Here is an 18,840-nt window from a genome sequence, read left to right on the forward strand (position 1 = left end):
ACGGGGATGCTGCATCTCGGCTTCCAGGTCACCGTCACGGGCGTCGTGTATCCGGCGCTGTCGGAGGTCGGCGACGACGACTGGGCACGGGCGCACGACGCGCATTCCCGCCGCATCACTCGACTGGTCGCGCCCGTCTATCTGCTGCTCGCGGGCGCGTGTCTGTGGGTGCTCGTCGCCGGACCGTACGACGCGCTGTTGCTCGCGGCGGTGAGCGGCGCCGCCCTCTCCGGGGTCACGACGATGGCCGTCGCCGCACCCACGCACGGTCGGTTGGGGCGCGGGCGGACGTCGTCGGCGGTCCGTCGGTTGCTCGTCGCCGACGCGGTGCGGCTGGTCGGGGCCCTCGTGTGCGCGGGGTGCTCGCTGCTGTGGTTCGTGGGCTGAACCGCGGCGGTGGTGGGCATACTCGGGACGTGACCTCGTTCGAGCATTCCGATTCCGTCGTCGTCGAGACGACACCCGACGCGCTGTACGCCCTGGTCTCCGACGTCACCCGCACCGGGGAGTGGAGCCCGATCTGTCAGGCCTGCTGGTGGAACGACGACGCCGAGGCCGGCCGTGTCGGAGCGACGTTCACCGGCCGCAACGTCACCCCCGACCGCACCTGGGAGACCGTGTCCACCGTGACGGCGGCCGAGCCAGGGCGCGAGTTCGGCTGGGTGGTGGCCGGGAAGGTCGTGCGCTGGGCGTACACCCTGGAACCGGTGGGAGACGGGTCGACCCGGCTGACGGAGTCGTGGCACTTCACGCCCGAGGGCATCGAGTTCTTCCACGACAAGTACGGCGACGACGCCGAGCGGGAGATCGCGGCCCGCCGCGACGCCGCCCTCGACGGCATCCCGCGCACCCTCGCCGCGATCAAGCGCATCGCCGAATCCTGAGCGTCTCGCGGCGATGACGGAGGATCGGCACGCGGTGGTGGTGGGGGCCGGCATCGTCGGATTGGCGACGGGCCGGGCGCTGGCGGTGCGCGGGTGGCGAGTCACGGTGCTGGAGAAGGAAAGCCGGGCCGCGGACCATCAGACGGGCAACAACTCCGGGGTGATCCACTCCGGTCTGTACTACGCACCGGGTAGTCGGAAGGCCACGCTCGCGGTCCAGGGGGCGGCGTCGATGCGCGACTTCGCCCGCGAGCGAGGCCTGCCGGTCGAGGTGTGCGGGAAGTTGGTGGTGGCCACCGACTCCGGTCAGCTGCCGGCCCTGCACGCACTCGCCGACCGCGGCGCCGTCAACGGTGTGCCCTGCCGGCTGATCACCCCGGCCGAGGCGCGGGAGTACGAGCCGCACGTCCGCGCGGTCGGTGCGCTCCGGGTGGAGACCACCGGCATCGTCGACTACCGCGCGGTGTGCGAGGCGTTGCGGACGGACATCGTCGCCGCCGAAGGCGAGGTGAAGTTCGGGGCGGAGGTGGTCGCGGTCGAGGGGCGGGCCACGGTGACCACGCGATCCGGGGTGGTGGTGCGTGGGGACATTCTGGTCAATTGCGCCGGGCTGCACAGTGATCGAATAGCTCGACTCGCCGGCGCCCGGCCCGCGGTGCGCATCCTGCCGTTCCGTGGTGAGTACTTCGAGCTGGCGCCGCAGTATCGGCCGCTGGTGCGGGGGCTGATCTACCCGGTGCCCGACCCGTCCCTGCCGTTCCTCGGGGTTCACCTCACCCGCATGATCGACGGGAGCGTCCACGCCGGCCCCAACGCCGTGCTCGCCCTCGCACGGGAGGGGTACCGGTGGCGAGACGTGGTCCCACGCGATCTCGTGGACGCCGCCGCCTGGCCCGGGCTCTGGCGGCTGGGCCGGCGGTACTGGCGAACGGGCGTCGCCGAGGTGGCCCGGTCGGTGTCGCAACGGCGATTCCTCGCGAGCCTGCGCGAGCTCGTGCCCGACCTGCCCGACGACAGCCTCGTCCCCGCCCACGCGGGTGTGCGTGCGCAGGCCGTTCACCGATCCGGCGCGATGGTCGACGACTTCTACTACGAACGGCGCCCGGGCCAGGTCCACGTGCTGAACGCCCCGTCCCCCGCCGCCACCGCCGCCCTGGGTATTGCGGAGGAGATCGTCGCGCAGGTGGGGTGATGCCTGAGTGTCCACAAGTCGGTCGGATCGCCGGGATCCCGTTGGTTGGGGGGAGTTGTGTGCGCTGGGGCAGGCCCTGGCGGCGACCAACCCGTGCCTGACGGGTGCGGCAGGCCCTGAGCGGTCACCAGCCCCGTGTCGGACGGGGGCGGCGTGCCTGAGTGTCCACAAGTCGGTCGGATTGCCGGGATCCCGCCGGTTCGGTCGACTCGAGTGCAGGGGGCATGCTCCGAACGCCGAACACCCCCTGCCCGACGGACAGGGGGTGTTCGGTGAGTGGGGTCAGGACTTGCGGCCCGGAGCCTTCGCGCCGGACTTGAAGCCCAGCCCGCCGGCCTTCGGCTGCGGGGGAGCGGGGCGCTCCGTGCTCCCCGAACCTGCGCCGTCGGATTCAGCAGCGCCGTTCGACTCTGCGCTCGACTCCGCTGCGCCGTTGGACTCCGCTGCGCCGGTGGACTCGGCACCCGCGGACGGGGCAGCCGGCTCCGGCTCGGCGGCCGGCTCGGGCTTCGGTGCGGCGGACGCTCCGGGAGCCTTCGCGCCGGGCTTCTTGTAGCCCGACTTCACCGCAAGTCCCTTGGCCTTGACCGTGGGCTTGACCTCGGCGGGTGCCTCGGTCGCGGGTGCCTCAGTGGCGGATGCCTCCGACGCAGCCGGTGCCTCCGGAGCCTCGGCGGCCGGCGTCTTTGCCGGTGCCGGAGCGGACGCTGCCGAACCCGGAGCCTTGGCGCCCGGCTTCTTGAACCCGGACTTCACCGCGAGCCCCTTGGCCTTGACGGTCGGCTTGACCTCGGTAGCGCTGGAAGCGGTGTCGCCGGACTCCTGCGCAGCCCCGGACTCGGCCGGAGCCGGTGCAGCGGACTCGGTGGGAGCCGCCGACTCGGCCGACTTGCCCGGTGCCTTGGCACCCGGCGGACGACCCTTGACCTGCAGACCCTTCGCGCCCGGAGCCTTGGCCTTACCGGCCATGCCCAGCCCCTTGGGCTTGGCAGCCGGGGCTGCGGACGCGTCGGTGGCGTCGTCACCGTCGGCGTTGGGCGATTCGGCAGGCTTGGCCGAACCGGGAGCCTTCGCGCCCGGAGCCTTCGCGCCGGGTGCCTTGGCCAGGCCCTTCATCTTCAGGCCCTTGCCCGAGGCGGTGGCGGGCGGTGCCGAGCCCTCCGCGGCGGCCTCGACCTCGGATACACGGCCCTTCTCCTCGGCCGCGGCCTTGTCCTCGGTGGCGACGGCGTCGGCCTTGGGGGTGTCCACCGGCTCCTCGGCAGGAACGACCTTCGGCTTCGCGCGCGGGATCACCTTGACGTTCTCCCCGAGCTGCTGCGGCTCGAGGCGGGTGATGGAGCTCAGCAGCATCTGCGAGACGTCGATGACCTCGACGTTCTCGTTGTTGCCGCCCTCCTGACGAGCGGTGACGCCGTCGTTGAGCATGACGCGGCAGAACGGGCAGCCCGTGGCGATCTTCGACGGCGCGGAGCCGTTCGAGCCGAGGGTGTCCAGCGCCTCGTCGACACGGTCGATGTTGATGCGCTTGCCGATCTTCTCTTCCATCCACATGCGGGCACCGCCGGCACCACAGCACATGGAGCGCTCGCCGTGACGCGGCATCTCCTTGAGCGTGGAGCCGGACGCCGCCATGAGCTCGCGCGGCGCGTCGTACACCTTGTTGTGGCGGCCGAGGAAGCACGGATCGTGGTAGGTCACGTCCTCCTCGACGGTGGCGACCGGGATCAGCTTCTTGGCCCGGACCAGGCGGTTGAGCAGCTGGGTGTGGTGGACCACCTCGTATTTGCCGCCCACCTGCGGGTACTCGTTACCGAGCGCGTTGAAGCAGTGCGCGCAGGTGACGACGATCTTGCGGCGCGACTCCTCGACACCCTCGAAGACGGAATTCAGGGTTTCGATGTTCTGCATCGCGAGCTGCTGGAACAGGAACTCGTTGCCGGCACGACGGGCGGAGTCACCGGTGCAGGTCTCCTCCGCACCGAGCACCATGAACTTCACCCCGGCGGTCGCGAGGAGCTCGGCGACGGCCTTGGTGGTCTTCTTGGCGCGGTCCTCGTAGGCGCCGGCGCAGCCGACCCAGAAGAGGTACTCGTAGTCCTCGAAGGTCTCGGCGTCCTGACCGAAGACGGGGACGTCGAACTCGAGCTCCGAGATCCAGTTGGTGCGGGCGGAGGCGTTCTGGCCCCAGGGGTTGCCCTTGTTCTCGAGGTTCTTGAACAGGCCGGCCAGCTCCTGCGGGAACTCCGACTCGATGAGCACCTGGTAGCGACGCATGTCGAGGATGTGGTCGACGTGCTCGATGTCGACGGGGCACTGCTCCACGCACGCACCGCAGTTGGTGCAGCTCCACAGCACCTCGGGGTCGATGATGCCGCCGAGCCCGCCGTCGTCGAGGGTGGTCTCGCCGACCAGGGGACGCTCTGCCTCGTCCCGGGCGGACTGCGGGATCTTGTTCAGCTTGGCCTCGTCCGGCTTGCCGTCGGCGTCGACCAGGCCGACCTCGTCGCCGCCCATGTCCTTGCGGCCTCCGGCCAGCAGGTAGGGGGCCTTGGCGTTGCCGTGATCGCGCAGCGACGTGATGAGCAGCTTCGGCGAGAGCGGCTTGCCGGTGTTCCACGCGGGGCACTGCGACTGGCAGCGACCGCACTCGGTGCAGGTGGTGAAGTCGAGCCAGCCCTTCCAGGAGAAGTCCTCGATCTTGCCCGCACCGAACGCGTCGACGTCGGGGTCGGCGTCCTCCATCTCGAGGACCTTGCCGCCGGACATCATGGGCTTGGCGGCACCGAGCGCGACGCCGCCGTCGTCCTCACGCTTGAAGTAGATGTTGAAGAAGGCGCTGAAGCGGTGCCAGGCGACGCCCCAGGTGATGTTGCGGCCCACGATGAGCAGCCACACCATGCCGGACATCAGCTTGACGAAGGCGAAGACGGACACCAGGTTCGGGCTCGCGGGCAGCAGCTCGGCGAGACGCATGGTGAAGAAGTCGGTCCACGGGTTCGAGTGGCCGTAGGTGGCGATCTTGCCGGCCTTCACGAAGATCATGCCGAGGCCCTCGATGAGGACGACCGCCTCCACGAAGTACGCCGCACGGAAGTTCGATCCGGAGAACCGGGACAACCGCTCGGGGGAGCGCGGGTGGTTGCGCTGGCGGATGATGATCAGGGTGGTGATGCCGATGACGGTGCCCAGGCCCAGCAGCTCGTCGATCAGGTGGTAGACGGCGGTGTCACCGATCAGCGGCCAGTGGAACTCCGGGTTGAACGTCTGCCCGTAGGCCTCGAACCAGACGATCGCGCCGAGCATGAAGCCGATCATCACCAGCCAGTGCGCCCAGCCGACGGAGCGGAACTTGTTCATCCGCGTGTGCGCGGCGAACTCCACCACCATCTGCTTGAAGCGGGGGACGAACGGACGCAGGCGCGTCCGGTCCGGCTGGCCCAGCGCGATCGAGCGCACCATCAGGATGGCGCCGCGGAAGAAGTACGCCCAACACACGATGCTGAGCAGCGCACCCACGGTGCCCAGCGTGATCGTCAACGCGTTCATGACGCCGCCTTTCGTTCGACGGCGGGGCCGCCGTCGTGTTCTCCCGACCGACCGCGTGTCGACGCGAGGGGCTGTCTCGCGACGTGCGTTCGGTGGGCGTTCGCTACCGAAGAGTAACAAGCCCGAGGCTACCGGCCGGTAACTTCTCGGTCGAGAAGGGTTCTCGCTGGTGAGGTTCGTGGACCATCGCCGACGAGAGTGTGACGGGGGCTACGTTAGGCGCGTTGTACGACAGCGGCGTGTGAAGGTCTGCCTAACTCGTCGGCGAATGTGGACGGCGTCCCGATTGCGGACAACCACGCATGATCGCGTACTGGTTGTTATCCTTCACGAGCTCGAGCTGCAGCTACGCCGATGTGAACGAAACCAACCGTCGATTCGGTTGTGTCGGCGGTTGCGGCTACAGTGCACGGGTCGGGGCCCGACACTCTCTCCTTGAACGAACGGAACATAGATGAACCTGCGTCGACTCGTAGCGACCTCCGCTATCGCTGTTGCCTCCCTCGCGGTGTGGACCGGTACCGCCTACGCGGAGCCCACCACCACGGCCCCGGCGCCCGCCGAGGAGAACTCCTCGATCAACTGGGCGTCCCGCGTCGAGGCCGGTGGCGTTGTCACCACGGTCGACGCCGGTCTGTTCCGCGCCTCGGACGACGACAAGTCCGTCGTCCTCGAGGACAACGAGGGCAACGAGGTCCTGAGCCTGCCCCTGTCCTTCAACCTCAACGGTGTCGAGTTCCCCTACGGTGTCGAGTACACCAACGAGGGTCGCACCGTGAAGCTGATCCCGAACCTCGCGGCTCCGATCGGCATCGAGCCGACCGCGCTGGAGCAGAACGTGGCATCGCCCGATGAGAACCTGAAGGCTCAGAACAACTTCGCGTCGCAGCTCGGCCTTGCTACCGCTGTCGGTGGACTTGCCGGCACCATTGTCGGTGCCGTGGTTGGCGGACTGCTGGTCCCCGGAATCGGTCTCGTTCCCGGTGCAGGTGCCGGCGGCGTGATCGGAACCGTCATCGTGGGCGGACCCACCCTGGTGATCGCGGGTGTCGATTTCGTCAACACGCTCCTGGCTCCCCCCGGCACCACCCAGTGGGCCAACTGATTCACCCAGCACATCCGGCCGTCGTCTGACGGCTGACACGACGATCCCCGCACAACCCGGTTTCGGGAGGTGCGGGGATCGCGTTGTTCAACGGTGTTCGTGGTCGACCACGGTCGAGTGCCGACAGTGACCGAATACGACGATGCCCGGCCGCGAGTGCGGCCGGGCATCGTTCGTGCGTGGAAGGGTCAGAAGTACGGCAGTGTCGCGCCGAGGAAGATCAGACCGGCGACGATGCCCACCGCGCCGGCCGCGATGCCGATGCCGGCGTCCATGCGATCGGCGTCGGGGGTACGCAGCGCGATGGCGCCGAACACGAGTGCGCCGAGACCCAGGACGAGGCCGACGCCGAACGCCCAGAACGTCACCACCGACAGGGCGCCCAACAGGAGGGAGGCGTCGGCGTGATGACCGTCGAGTCGACGCCACCACTGCACGAGGGTCGACGGCTGGGCGGACGTCTCGGCGGCGCTGTCCGGCGACGGCGCGTAGTCGACGGTGGGGGCGCTGTCGGTGACGGTGCGGTCGAACGGAACGGCCGAGTCGGCAACGGTCACGATGCACCCCCGATGCGCGTGACGATCGACCCGATGACCTGGCCCGGGTGTGGTTCTCGGCGCAGCACAGCAGAACACCTCCTCGTGAGTGTGCGGACAATCGAAGCTCGACGACGTCGGACGGACGACGGAGCGACTGCGCCCCTCGATGTTACCACTGGGACGGATGTGGTTCCGACCACGAAGCGCGCCGCAAGAGTCGAAGGTGTTGACCGACAACGGTTTCGGCTCGAAAACAACTGCGGCCCCGCAACCATGAGGTTGCGGGGCCGCGAGTACCCGATGCTCAGCTGGCTGCGCCCGAGTTGCTGATGATTTGGACGATGTATCCGAAGACCTTGAAGATCAGTCCGAGCATGTCAGGATCCATGTGCCGTTCCTTCTGTTCCGTTCGTGGACATCGCGCACCACCCCGAGGGCGCGGAGGCGAGTGCCTCGGGCCGGTACTTTACCGAACACATTCCGATCGGTCTCGTGCTTGGTCACGACGTGCGCAGGCTCAACCCGGGATTGTCCTCGAGAATCTTCGACATGGGCGTCGCGAACAGCTGAGGTCCGGTACCGGACACGAAGGCCACGGCGTCGGCCACGGCACACTGACCGAATTGCCCGACGTTGGACGCGCTGGCGATCCCCACGGCCGCGGTGCCGGACACCAGCGGTCCACCGCTGTCACCCTGCAGGGCGCAGATGTCGGTGACGACGGCGTCACGCAGCACGCGCGCGCCGACATCGACGGTCTGTCCCACGGCGGTGACCGTGCCGCACGTGAAGCCGGTGGTCGCGCCCGCTTTGCACACGGGCATCCCGACCACGGGCTCGGCCACGCCCGTGATGTCGAGCGGTGCGGCTCCCGGCACGCGGATGTCGTTGTTGCGGAAGCGGTCCGCCACATCGTCGTTCACGCGGACCACGGACCAGTCGTGCCCGTCGAGTGACCCGCGCGCGACGGTGCCGACCGGTGATCCGTCCAGGCCCTGCACCTGCGAGGCCCCCGCAGTTCCCGCCGCGGCGAGGTTCGGGTCGCAATGGCCGGCCGTGATGATCACGGGCGCACCGGTCGAGTCGACGCCGTTGAATCCCACCGAGCACCGCAGACCGGCCGTGCCCGAGGACGCGACGATGCCGTCGCCACCCGACGCAGCCGCGTCGGCGATCGATTCGGCGGGGAGGGTGTCGGGTGCGGCGACAGCCGTGACGGCGTCCCGCACGGCGAAGCCGGCGCGTTGCGCTGCCGCGCGGGCGGCATCGGCAGTCGAACCGGGAACGAGGTCCACGACCCCGACGCCGGACGGGTCGAGATGCACCCCGGCCACACCGTCGGCGACGTCGGCACGCGCGCTGTCCGCGAAGGCGGCGAGGTCGGCAGCCACGGCGGAGCGCTGCGACCAGTCGGCGACGCTCAGGCCGAGGTCGCGCTGGAGTGCGTCGGCAAGTGTCGTGGTCACCGTGTCCTGTGCCGTCGCGGCGGGAGCAGTGCCCAGTGCGGCACTCGTGAGCAGGGCCGCGACGACGGCGGCGCGCACGATCACGATGTGCGCACCGTGGTGCCGGACTCGGCGGCCACGGCCCGGATCGGAATGCCGAGGCTCGCCGTGCCGCCGTACTGCGCGAGCGCGAGGTTGGCCTCGCCGCAGCTCGGGGCACCGCCGCTGTTGGAGCCGCTGGTGATGCCCAGGGCGAGCGTGCCGGTGACGATGGCGCCGCCACTGTCGCCGGCGAGAGTGCAGGCCGTGCTGGCGAATCCGCGAATGGTGGCCTCGCTGCCGTCGCCCAGAATCAGCTGCGTCTCCACCTGGTCGGCCGCGACGACACCACAGGTGAACGAGGATGCCTGGCCGGACTTGCACACCGGAGCGCCGATGACGGGCGCGGCCGTCCCCGTGACCTCCAGCGTCGTGCCCCCGGCGCCGCGCACCGACGGCCGGTCGAGTCCGGCCGCCACACCGGCGTCGTCCAGCGCGATGACCGACCAGTCCAGTCCGGCGGGGCCGCCGACGGCGGATCGGTCGAAGCGACCCACGGGCGTGCTCGCCCGCACATCCGCACCGGACGGGAGGTACACGCGGGCGTTGCCGTCCGGACCGGGCCCGGGATCGCAGTGGCCGGCGGAGAGGCTGACGGGGCGACCTGCGCCGTCGGTGGCCGCGAAGCCGAAGGAGCAGATCTCGATGTTCTCGGCCGGAGCGGTCGCCAGATCCTCCGACGAGGTCACGTAATCGTCCCCGCCGGTCACCGCGGGGGCGCCGCCGGGCGCCGGCGCGGGCGGCGAGAGCACCACCTGCAGATTGGCGATGGCCGTCGGCAGGTTCAGCGCCCGCCCGACGGGACTGTTGGCGATGTCGACCACCACCTTGCCCTGCAGCACGTCGACCGCCGCGGAGTTGATCTGCGACGACACCTCGCGCGGCAACGCCGACACCCACCGACCGAACTCGGCCAGCGACGCGTCCAGGCTGTCGGCCGAGACGGGCGACTGTCGGCTGCGGAAACCGTCGTCGGCCACTCGCGCCGCCGCCTCGGTGGTGGTCACCGCGACCACGGGGACGCCGTCGTCACCCATCCACGCGCCCGCGAAGTCGGCGGGGTTCTGCCGACGGAAGTCGTCTGCGTAGGAGCGGAGTTGCTGCGCCGCAGCCGCGCGATCCAGGTACTCCTGCGGACTCAGCTTCAGATCGCGCTGCACGGCCGCGACCAACTCCGCCGGCAGACGATCCGCGTCCAGCTGGGCGGGCCCGTCGTTCGCGGGCGCCGCGCCGGCCACGGCGCCGGAGAGGCCCATCGTGACGACGGAGGCGCCGAGCAGAGCGGAGAACCGAACCAGGGCGGAGTGACGCATGAAGTCCTTTCGGGGGCGCGCGGCGACCGGTCTCGGTCGCACGGGCGCACAGGAGCCTAGGGCATCGAGATGAGCGAACCCTGTGAGCCGGGACGGTCGGTCAGGGTGTGGCCGTCACCGGGCTCGTGGTGGTGACCGGCGCCGGTGTGGTGGTCGGCGCGGCGCTGCTGCTGGAGGGGGCCGGTGCCGTCCCGGTGGGGAGTGGGAATTCCGGCAGGGAAGGAAGATTCGGCAGAGTCGGGAGTTCCGGCACCGAGAACGGCGGCCACTGACCGTCGGGCGGAACCGGGACGGTGGTGAAACCCGGGTCCGGCGCGAGCGTGGGCACCGCAGCCACTCCCGGAGACGTCGTCTCGGCCGCCTCGGGCGTAGGGTCCGGCCCGTCCGGCACGGGCGCGTTCTCCGGCACGGCCGGGACGGGCGCCGTCGACGTGCCCGTGGTCTCGTCACCACTCGTCGCGTCCGCCGTCGTCGCGCTACCGGCCGGCGGCACCACGTCACGCGAGGTGGCGGGCTCGACGTCGCGCGCGCCCTCGAGGTGGCTCGCGGCGGTGGCCCCGCCGACGAGGACGACGAGGGCACCCGCGGCGGCCAGCACGGCGGCGCGGGTCGGAGCGGGCGCGCGGCGTCGTCGCCGGACGGTCGGATCGAGGCGGGGCTGCGGAGTCAGCTCGGAGCGGGCGGCGATCTCGGGATGGACCGACGCGGCGGCCCGCAGCGCGCCCACGAATCCCGCGTGATCCAGGCCGTCGCGCAATGCCTCGACGGCGCCGGGCGACAGAGAAGCGGGATGGAGGACGGTGACGGTGGTGTCGCGAGGCAGGCCGTACAGGTCGACGACCGATGCGACGACCGAGAGGACGAAGCCTGCGGCGACATCCTCCGTGCGCAGGTGACGACCGTCGACCTCCCACGCCCTCGTGCGATCGAGGCCGTCGACGAACCCGGAGGTCCCGACCGACGCGGCGACCACCTGTCCGCTCGCGTCGACCCCGGCGACGGTGGGGCACCGGAACAGCTGTGCCTCCGCACCGGCGATGCGGGCGGCGACGACCGTGCCTGCATCGCCGAGTGCGAGGGCCAGTTCCGCCGAGGCCGGTGCAGCATCGCCGAGACGCCCGTCCGCACGGGTGTTCCGGCGTGCAACCACAGCTGTCGTCCCCCTCCGGCGAGTCGTGTCGATCCGGGATAACAGAACGCCCGGTACGCCCACCCTAACGGCTGGGTCCGACACCCGCCGAACTACGAGACGGGTCCGTGATGTTTCTCGAGATCCGCCGTCGTCATCCCGCGGTCGAGGGCGTCGACGACGTCGAGTCGCCCGGCGTCTCCGCACCGCCGGGGTTCTCGCCGTCCGCATTGCCCGGTTCGGCGCCGGGAGGATCGGTGTCGTCGGGTTCGGTGGCGGGGTCCTCCGGCGCCGGAGCGGGCGAGTCCGACGGTGCCGGGTCGGCGGTCGGGCCGGGCGGCGCCGGGGGTACCGGAACGGACGGCACCGGGACCGGAGCCGACCCGGACGGTGGGGACGCGGGCGGCACGACGTTCGGCACGGTGGCCGCGACGTCGACGACGGACTCGGCGGAGACAACGGACTCGGCGGAGACAGGGGAAGCGGTGGAGACCGCGGCGCCGGCCGGGACGGTGGGGAACGGCGCCGTCGAGCCGGGCACCCGAGGCGCGCCGGTGGTCGACGGTGACGAGAGGTCCGCGTCGGCGATGACGGGGACGGCGGTGCTCACCGTGCGGTCGCTCGTCACGACGAGGGCTCCCGCGACCGCGGCGGCGATCGCCACCGTCGCGGCCGCGGCCCCGACGACGAGGGGGAGGCGTCGACGGTGCGACTCCGGCCCCGACTTCGACTCCGACGCCGGGTCCGGGGACGCGACGACGGCCGGCGCGGAACTCGGCGCGAGTCCACCGGCGACGCGGGCCGCGGCCGACGCCACGGCGAGGTGGTCGTCGACGGTGCCGGCGGGGGCGCTCGCCACCGGTACCAGGTCCACGCCGGACAGCGACAGGAAGGACAACGAATCCTGCAGTGCGGCGGTCTGTTCCGACGACCACGTGGTCGGATGTGCGACGGCGACGATGTCCGCGTCGGGTAGCGCCCGGTCGACGAGCAGGAGCAACACGGTGGCCAGCAGGTCCTCCGCGCGCAGGACCGCGCCGTGGGCGGACACCACACCGGCGGGATCACCGAGGTGGTCGGAGAAGCGATCCACCACATCGACGGTCGGGCTCGGCTCGTCCGGTCGCGTCAGAGTGGAGGACCCGTCCGGCAGGAGATAGAGGACACCGTCGGTCACGACGGGCACGCGCACCATCTCGCCGGTCGTCGACGAGAGCACGACCGCCACGGCCGCTCGGTCCGTGACGTGCAGGCCCAGAATGCGGCCGGCCATGGGGGTCTCGGGCATGTCGGGTGTCATGGTTGCTCGCGTTCCTCCTGCTGCCCGTAGCCGGCGGCGCGCAGCATCGACAGCAACTCCGACCGGGAGCCGGCGTCCAGTCGCCGCCTGATGCGGGCGACGTGGTGTTCGACGGTCTTCGCCGAGATGTACAGACGAGAACCGATCTCCCGGTACGTCAAGCCCAGCACCAGATGGTGCGCGACCTCCGCCTCGCGATCGGTCAGCTCGCCGGTCGACGACGACGCCTCGGGAACGGCTGCCGCCGAGGTGATCTCGCGCGCGGTCTGCAGGAGTGCGGTGGCGGTCCGGGTGTCGTCGACGCGCAGGGCGGCGTCGCTCGCCAGTCGCGCGGCCTCCCAGGAGTGGCCGAATCGTTCGAGCGACCGGGTGCAGGCGCGGACGTCGTCGGCGTCCGGTTCGCCCTGCAGAACGCGGAGCCAGCAGCGGCCCGCCGCCGCGACCGCCGCGGCGTGCGGACTGTGTGCCGCCAGCGCCCCGAGTGTGCGGGCGTGGGGCACCAGGTCGGCGGGCGCGCCCGCGAGGATGGCGGCCTGCACGCCGTACCAGTGCCAGGCCGTGGCCCACAGGGGTGGCTCGCCGAGGTCCGCCAGGATCGCCGACGTGCGCTCGACGGCGTGCCGGATACGCCCCGCGTCGCCGAGGCGCGTCGAGGCGAGCCACAGTTCGCCGATCGGAAGGACGGTGTAGAGATCTGGCTCGACCTCGACGAGCAGACGACGTGCGTCGGCCAGGGTCGCCGTCAGGGTCCCGGTGTCACCGCGTCGCCGCGCGACGGCGGCGCGGAGTCCGCTCCACCACAACAGGTCTCGTCGGTCGAGGCAGTCGGGATCGGTCCCGCGGATGCGCGCCTCGGCGGCGTCGACGTCGCCCAGGAGCATCGCGGCCCAGGCGCCCAGAAGGGCTGTCCGGGTCGTCGACGCCTCGGTCAGCACGTCCCGGGCCGTGCGCGGGTCGCCGAGGTGGACGGCGACCAGTCCGGCCAACGACGCGGGGTGATCGTCGGTCGACGGATCGGCCAGGGCACAGGCGCGGAGCAGGGAACCCAGTGCCGCGGTCGGGGTGTCGGACACCGACGCCAGGAGGCCGTCGGCGATGAGGGCGTTCCGGGCGGTGCTGCTGGTGGGCAACGCCGCCGCCGGGGCGCCCGAGAAGGACTCTGCCGACGCCCGATCGCCGACGGCGATCAGCGAGACCACCGCGTGGGCGGCATCCGATCCGGCGCGCGCGGGTCCGAGCCAGCGGTAGATCGAGGCGGCGTGCGAGGGGGCGCCGCGGCGCAGGGCGACGGTGGCCGCCACCCGGGCGGCCCCGCGGACGGCCTCGTCGTCGCTCGCGGGGTCGGTCAGCACGGTGTCGGCCTGCTGCGCTGCGGCGTCGAGGTCCCCGACGGCCAGGCGCGCCCGAGCGCGGGGCGCGGCCGTGTGACCCGGATCGGCGCCCGCCGCGACAGCCGCATCCCACAACGACGGTGCCCGCGTCGGCGCCGCCGAAGCGGCTGTGCGCGTGAGAAAATCGGCCAGCGCAGGCAAACGGACGCCGGCCGTCGCCAACGCGACGGCGGTGTCGGGTGAGAGTATTCCCGCGTCCAGGAGACCGGTGGCGACGCGGCGCAGCAGAAGGGTGGTGCCGTGCGGCCCGACGGTTCCGCGCAGCACCGACGACACGTCGGTCAGGTCCGCCGTCCGCTCGATCGCGCCCACGGCGTCGGGAACGGGCAGGGCCGCGATCTCGGAGACCAGGTAGGGGTCGGGATCGAGACCCACCGACCGCAGCGCGAGCACGGTCAGCGCGGAGTGATCCCGGACGTCGACGGCCGTGGCACCGGCCGGGGCGTCGTCGAGGGTCACTGTCCGGAGAGTCTGCCGAGAGTACCTCCGAGAAAGTCGCCCGTGCCTTCCACGATCTGACCTGCCCCGTTGAGGGTGCCTCCCACCACGCCTCCGACTGCGCCCGGAATGTTCGGACCTTGATACGACGGGAATTGGGGCGACGGGAGACTCGGCGAAGGGATATTGGGTGCGGGCACGGGCGCGGGACTGAACTGCGGCAGCGTCGGCGCGTTCACCGACGGCACCTGCACGTCCGGTGCCGTCACTCCCGGGACCGCGGCCGCACCGGTCGGGGCGGCCCCCGGTGCGCCCGGTGCGGTGCCCGTGGTGGGCGATCCCGCCGCAGTCGAACCGGGGATCCGCGCACCCGTAGTGGGATCCGTCGCTCCCGCGGATCCCGTGGCCGCAGAACCGGTTCCGGTCGATTCGCCGCCCGTGGCGTCGTCGACCGACGCCGGTTCGACGACCGCGCTGGTGGCGGGGAAGTCGGAGATGGGATTGTCGACGACGCCGGTGGCCACGCCGACCGACAGTCCGCCCGCGGCCAGCACGGCGACGGCTGCGGCCACACCGACGACGATCCCCGCGCGTCGTCGACCGGTGGCGGGCTTCGCGTGCGAGTGCGGCGTGACCGGCACGGGCGGCAGGGCGCGCTCGGGTCGACGCTCGATCGGCGAGATGAGGTCGGTCTCGGCATCGTCGGCGGTCGCCGCCGCCGCAGGCGCGACCGCCGCGAGCCGGGTCGCGGTGAGCGCGGCGCCCCACGCCGACGTCGCCGCCGGGTCCGAACTCAGGGTCAGAGGCACCCGCAGTCGCGCGGACAGCGTCTCGGTGACGAGGGGGATCGCGCCCCCGCCGCCCGCGAGCACCACCCGGGACAGGTTCGCGCGGTCGACCCCGGCGGAGCGCAGGGCCTCCTCGACGACGCGCACGACGTCGTCGGCGCTGTCGCGCAGCAGGTCCTCGAGCTCCGAGCGCACCACGCGGACGTCGGCGGACACACCGGGCAAGCGGACCGGCACCACGGTGTCGGTGTCGGCGGACAGCGCCTCCTTGGCCGTCGCGCATCGCGCACGCAGGTCGGCGAGGGCATCGACGGTGGCCGGATCGGCGGGGTCGAGATCGTCGGTGTCGACCTGGGCGAGAACGTGTCCGAGCAGGAGGCCGTCGATGGCGGCGCCCCCGGTTTCGTCGGACCGCACGCTGCGGCCGAGCAGCACGGCCTCGTCGCCGGTGCGGACGACCGATGCAGTGGTGCCACTCTGTCCCTGGTCGACGACGGCGACCACACCGTCCGTGACGGCGTCGGGTGTCTGCTGGAGCCAGGCGACCGTGCACAGCGCCTCGGGGGCGAAATTCGCCTCGATGCCTCGTTCGGTCACGGCGGTGCGCAGGCGGTCGACGGTGTACGACGACCACTCGGTGGGATGGGCGACGACGACGGACGTGTGGGGTCCGGCTTCCTCGACGAGGCCGGCGAGCGTGCGGGCGACGAGCTCGTCGCCCGAGAAGGTGCGACCGTCGTCGGTCACCAGGTCCACGGGGTCGCCGACGCGTCCGGCGTAGCCACGCACGACGGAGCCGGAGCGGTCGGCCGCATCCGCGAACCGGGCGTCTCCGCTCGGGTCGATCTCGAGTGCGGACGGTCGCGCGACGACGCGTGCGTCGTGCAGATCGGCCGACGTCGCCGAGACCGCGATCGCGGTGGCCGTGCCGACCTTCGTGCCCAACCCTGACGCCATGTCGCCGACTCCCGTTCGCAGTGTCACTCGTCCGCCCGTCACGTCGTCGTCCGGCGACCGTTCGTTACACATCACAGCACGTTTTCGACAGACCGGGGGATCGATCCCCTATACCCCCTAATGGCCCGGTTCGTGCCCCCGGGAACCCCCGGGAGGGGAGAAGGGGGCTCGCCCCCGTTGGGACCGATCACTAATCGCCTTAGTTTCGATGACAACGCGGCCGAGACCCATCGGTCGACCCGAGACCCACGACGATCGGACACCCACGATGGCCACCAACGCCGTTCTCGACTTCATCCTCAACCTTCTCCGCGACGAGAAGGCCGCCGCCGCCTACTGCGCCGACCCGCAGCGCGCGCTGAACGCAGCCGGCCTGCCCGAGGTCTGCCCCGCCGACATCGTGGCCGTCGCCCCGATGGTGTCCGAGTCCGGCCTGTTCGACGGCGGCTCGCGACTGGCCTCGATCGTCAACGCCGGCAACGTGACCAACACGATCACGAACGCCAACACCAACACCAACAACTTCGGCGACATCACCAACACCTTCGCGCCGTCGCTCGTCGGCGGGTCGCTGGCCGCGGGGACGATCGGTGCCATCAGCAACGTGGGCAACAACAACAGCTTCGGGAACGTCGACCTCGGTGGGCTGAATTTCGGGAATTTCGACTTCGGCAACGCCGACTTCGGCTTCCTCGACCTGGGCGGGCTCGATCTCGGGGCGATCGACCTCGGTGGGCTCAACATCTTCGACAGCGCTTTCGACTTCGGCAACCTCGACTTCGGCGCCATCGATCTTGGCGCGATCGACCTCGGTGCCATCGACTTCGGAGCCTTCGACCTCGGGTCCCTCGACCTGGGCGGCCTGAACCTGGGCGATCTCGACCTCGCCGGCCAGTTCACCAACGTCCTCGCCCTCGTCATCGGCAACGGGCTGTCCCTCGGTGGTGAGCTCGCCGCCCAGTTCGGCGCAGCGCTCGGCGCGGCCCTCGAGGGCCTGCTCTCCCTGGGCGGTCTGCTCGACCTCGACATTCTCGCCGAGCTCGGCGCCACGCTCGCCGGCGCGCTCACCGCAGCGCTGGGTCTCGGCGCCGGAGCCGGCGCGCAGCTCACCGCCGCACTGGACGCCGTTCTCGGCACCATCACCGACCTCGACCTCGGCGGCGCGCTGGATCTGTCCGGCGCGCTCGGCGGTGCCCTCGAGCTGGGCGGCGCGCTGAGCGCCAACCTCGGCGCCGCGCTCGGTGGTGTCCTCGGTGCCGCCGTCTCCGCGGGCGGAGCACTCGGCGCCGAGCTCGCCGCGGCCCTCACCGGTGGCCTCGGACTGGCCGGTGGCCTCGGCGTGATCCTCGGCGGTGCCCTCGGCGCCGGTGCCGACCTGACCGGCTCGCTGACCGCCGGGCTCGGCGCTGCCATCGACGCTGCCGGAGACCTCGGCGCCACTCTGACCGGCATGCTCGACGCGACCGCGATCGCGGCGCTGACCGGTTCCCTCACCGCCGCTCTCTCCGGCGCCCTCGAGACCGCACTCTCGCTCGGCGGCGACCTCGCCGGCGAGTTCGGTGCCGGCCTCGGCCTGCTGCTGGGCGGTGTCGTCGACGCGGCCGGTGGACTGGACCTCGACGCTCTCCTCGGCGTCGGTGGCAGCCTCGGAGCCGCGCTCACCGGCGCCCTCGGACTCGGCGGTGGACTCGCTGCACAGCTCGGTGCCGCCCTCGACGCTGCCCTGGGCCTGGCCGGTGGCCTGGACCTCGCCGGTGACCTCGGCGCCGGACTCAGTGCCGCCCTCGCCGGTGCGCTGACCGCCGGTGGCGCCGTGGCCGGCGACCTCGGCGCGGCGTTCGGCGCCGTCGTGTCGGGCGTCCTGGGTGGCGCCCTGACCGGTGACCTCGGCGCGCAGCTGGCCGGCCTCCTCGGCGGTGGCCTCGACCTGGACGCCGCGCTCGGTGCGGTGCTCGGGCTCGGCGGCGTCCTGGATCTCGGCGGTGCTCTCGATCTCGACGGTGCTCTGGCCGCCGCGCTGGGTGCGGGCGGACTGCTGACCGGGGACCTGCAGGCGTTGCTCGGTGGCGACATCGCAGCCCAGCTCGCCACGGCCCTGACCGCGGGTCTGGCGCTCGGTGGCGAGGCTGCGGGTCAGCTGGGGCTCGCGCTCGGCGGGGCGTTGGCCGGCGTCACGGATCTGGCCGCGGGTGCGGATCTGGGTGCGGCGCTCGCTGCGGCGCTGGGTCTGACCGGTGCGGGTGCGGCCACGCTGGCGGGTGCGCTCGACGCGGCCCTGGGCCTGGGCGGTGGACTGGACCTGACCGGTGACCTCGGTGCCACCGTCGGCGCGGCGCTGAGCGGTGTGCTGGCGGCGGGTGGCGACGTCGCGGCGACCATCGGCGGCACCCTGGGTGGTGCGCTCGGTGGCGCTCTGGCGGCCGATCTGCAGGCTCAGTTGGTGGGTCTGCTGGCCGGCGGCCTCGATCTCGAGGGTGCGCTGGGCGCGGTGCTCGGCGCGGCGACCGGTCTCGACCTGGGTGCGGATCTGACCGGTGCGTTGGCCGGTGTCATCGGTACCGGACTGGACCTGGACGGCCTGCTCGCCGGTGACCTGGCTGCGCAGCTCGGTGCGGCCCTGACCGCGGGTCTGGCGCTCGGTGGCGAGGCTGCGGGTCAGCTGGGGCTCGCGCTCGGCGGTGCGTTGGCCGGCGTCACCGATCTGGCCGCGG

13 protein-coding genes are annotated in these 18,840 nt (G+C 71.7%); 5 read left to right on the forward strand and 8 right to left on the reverse strand.

The window, feature by feature from the left end:
* Window positions 1–6: 6 nt before the first annotated feature.
* From RC2_RS01230 to lhgD, 3 genes are read left to right on the forward strand one after another with little or no spacing between them, the layout of a single operon-like run.
* A complete protein-coding gene (locus RC2_RS01230) occupies window positions 7–387 on the forward strand; it encodes a hypothetical protein (RefSeq protein ID WP_068151614.1) in 381 nt (126 codons plus the stop codon).
* Window positions 388–416: 29 nt separating this feature from the next.
* Entirely contained in the window at window positions 417–884 is a 468-nt protein-coding gene (locus RC2_RS01235; protein ID WP_068151594.1) for an SRPBCC family protein, read from the forward strand.
* A gap of 13 nt (window positions 885–897) precedes the next feature.
* A complete protein-coding gene (gene lhgD, locus RC2_RS01240) occupies window positions 898–2,076 on the forward strand; it encodes an L-2-hydroxyglutarate dehydrogenase (RefSeq protein ID WP_068151595.1) in 1,179 nt (392 codons plus the stop codon).
* A gap of 282 nt (window positions 2,077–2,358) precedes the next feature.
* On the opposite strand, the gene RC2_RS01245 is transcribed toward lhgD, so the two are convergent.
* Window positions 2,359–5,625, reverse strand: a complete 3,267-nt coding sequence (locus RC2_RS01245) for a heterodisulfide reductase-related iron-sulfur binding cluster (protein WP_068151596.1) — start codon at window positions 5,623–5,625, stop codon at window positions 2,359–2,361.
* A 454-nt stretch (window positions 5,626–6,079) separates the two neighbouring features.
* On the opposite strand from RC2_RS01245, the gene RC2_RS01250 reads away from it, so the two are divergent.
* On the forward strand, window positions 6,080–6,730 hold the full coding sequence (locus RC2_RS01250) for a DUF8020 domain-containing protein (protein WP_068151602.1): 651 nt from the start codon (window positions 6,080–6,082) through the stop codon (window positions 6,728–6,730).
* Between the two features lie 188 nt (window positions 6,731–6,918).
* Here the strand turns inward: RC2_RS01250 and RC2_RS01255 are convergent, their stop codons facing one another.
* The 7 genes from RC2_RS01255 to RC2_RS01285 form a co-directional block, all read right to left on the reverse strand.
* Entirely contained in the window at window positions 6,919–7,287 is a 369-nt protein-coding gene (locus tag RC2_RS01255; protein ID WP_072680916.1) for a hypothetical protein, read from the reverse strand.
* 482 nt (window positions 7,288–7,769) lie between these two features.
* Window positions 7,770–8,819, reverse strand: coding sequence for a S1 family peptidase (locus RC2_RS01260; protein WP_245810905.1), 1,050 nt, complete (start codon window positions 8,817–8,819; stop codon window positions 7,770–7,772).
* Window positions 8,816–10,126 (reverse strand): S1 family peptidase, encoded by a 1,311-nt coding sequence (locus RC2_RS01265; protein ID WP_174552278.1) that lies wholly within the window; start codon window positions 10,124–10,126, stop codon window positions 8,816–8,818. The genes RC2_RS01260 and RC2_RS01265 overlap by 4 nt, the downstream gene beginning before the upstream one ends.
* 100 nt (window positions 10,127–10,226) lie before the next feature.
* Complete coding sequence (locus RC2_RS01270; protein WP_068151605.1) at window positions 10,227–11,276, reverse strand: hypothetical protein; 1,050 nt, start codon at window positions 11,274–11,276, stop codon at window positions 10,227–10,229.
* Window positions 11,277–11,409: 133 nt separating this feature from the next.
* Entirely contained in the window at window positions 11,410–12,555 is a 1,146-nt protein-coding gene (locus RC2_RS01275; RefSeq protein WP_139277230.1) for a hypothetical protein, read from the reverse strand.
* Window positions 12,552–14,405 (reverse strand): helix-turn-helix transcriptional regulator, encoded by a 1,854-nt coding sequence (locus RC2_RS01280; RefSeq protein ID WP_068151609.1) that lies wholly within the window; start codon window positions 14,403–14,405, stop codon window positions 12,552–12,554. The genes RC2_RS01275 and RC2_RS01280 overlap by 4 nt, the downstream gene beginning before the upstream one ends.
* Window positions 14,402–16,129 carry an Hsp70 family protein gene (locus RC2_RS01285; protein WP_139277231.1) on the reverse strand — a complete coding sequence of 576 codons (1,728 nt, stop codon included), beginning with the start codon at window positions 16,127–16,129 and terminating at the stop codon, window positions 14,402–14,404. Before RC2_RS01285 ends, RC2_RS01280 begins: the two co-directional genes overlap by 4 nt.
* A gap of 268 nt (window positions 16,130–16,397) precedes the next feature.
* Here RC2_RS01285 and RC2_RS01290 point away from each other — a divergent pair.
* On the forward strand, window positions 16,398–18,840 hold a 2,443-nt coding region (locus RC2_RS01290; protein WP_072680918.1), incomplete at its 3' end, for an IniB N-terminal domain-containing protein.

This window comes from Rhodococcoides corynebacterioides NBRC 14404 (assembly GCF_001894765.1).
In the GTDB taxonomy this organism is placed as follows: Bacteria; Actinomycetota; Actinomycetes; order Mycobacteriales; family Mycobacteriaceae; genus Rhodococcoides; species Rhodococcoides corynebacterioides.

Excerpts from the sequence above, each read along its gene's own strand:
- RC2_RS01230 (WP_068151614.1), top strand. The coding sequence starts at position 7 with ATGCTGCATCTCGGCTTCCAGGTCACCGTCACGGGCGTCGTGTATCCG.
- lhgD (WP_068151595.1), top strand. The coding sequence starts at position 898 with ATGACGGAGGATCGGCACGCGGTGGTGGTGGGGGCCGGCATCGTCGGA.
- RC2_RS01245 (WP_068151596.1), bottom strand. The coding sequence starts at position 5,625 with ATGAACGCGTTGACGATCACGCTGGGCACCGTGGGTGCGCTGCTCAGC.
- RC2_RS01250 (WP_068151602.1), top strand. The coding sequence starts at position 6,080 with ATGAACCTGCGTCGACTCGTAGCGACCTCCGCTATCGCTGTTGCCTCC.
- RC2_RS01265 (WP_174552278.1), bottom strand. The coding sequence starts at position 10,126 with ATGCGTCACTCCGCCCTGGTTCGGTTCTCCGCTCTGCTCGGCGCCTCC.
- RC2_RS01275 (WP_139277230.1), bottom strand. The coding sequence starts at position 12,555 with ATGACACCCGACATGCCCGAGACCCCCATGGCCGGCCGCATTCTGGGC.
- RC2_RS01285 (WP_139277231.1), bottom strand. The coding sequence starts at position 16,129 with ATGGCGTCAGGGTTGGGCACGAAGGTCGGCACGGCCACCGCGATCGCG.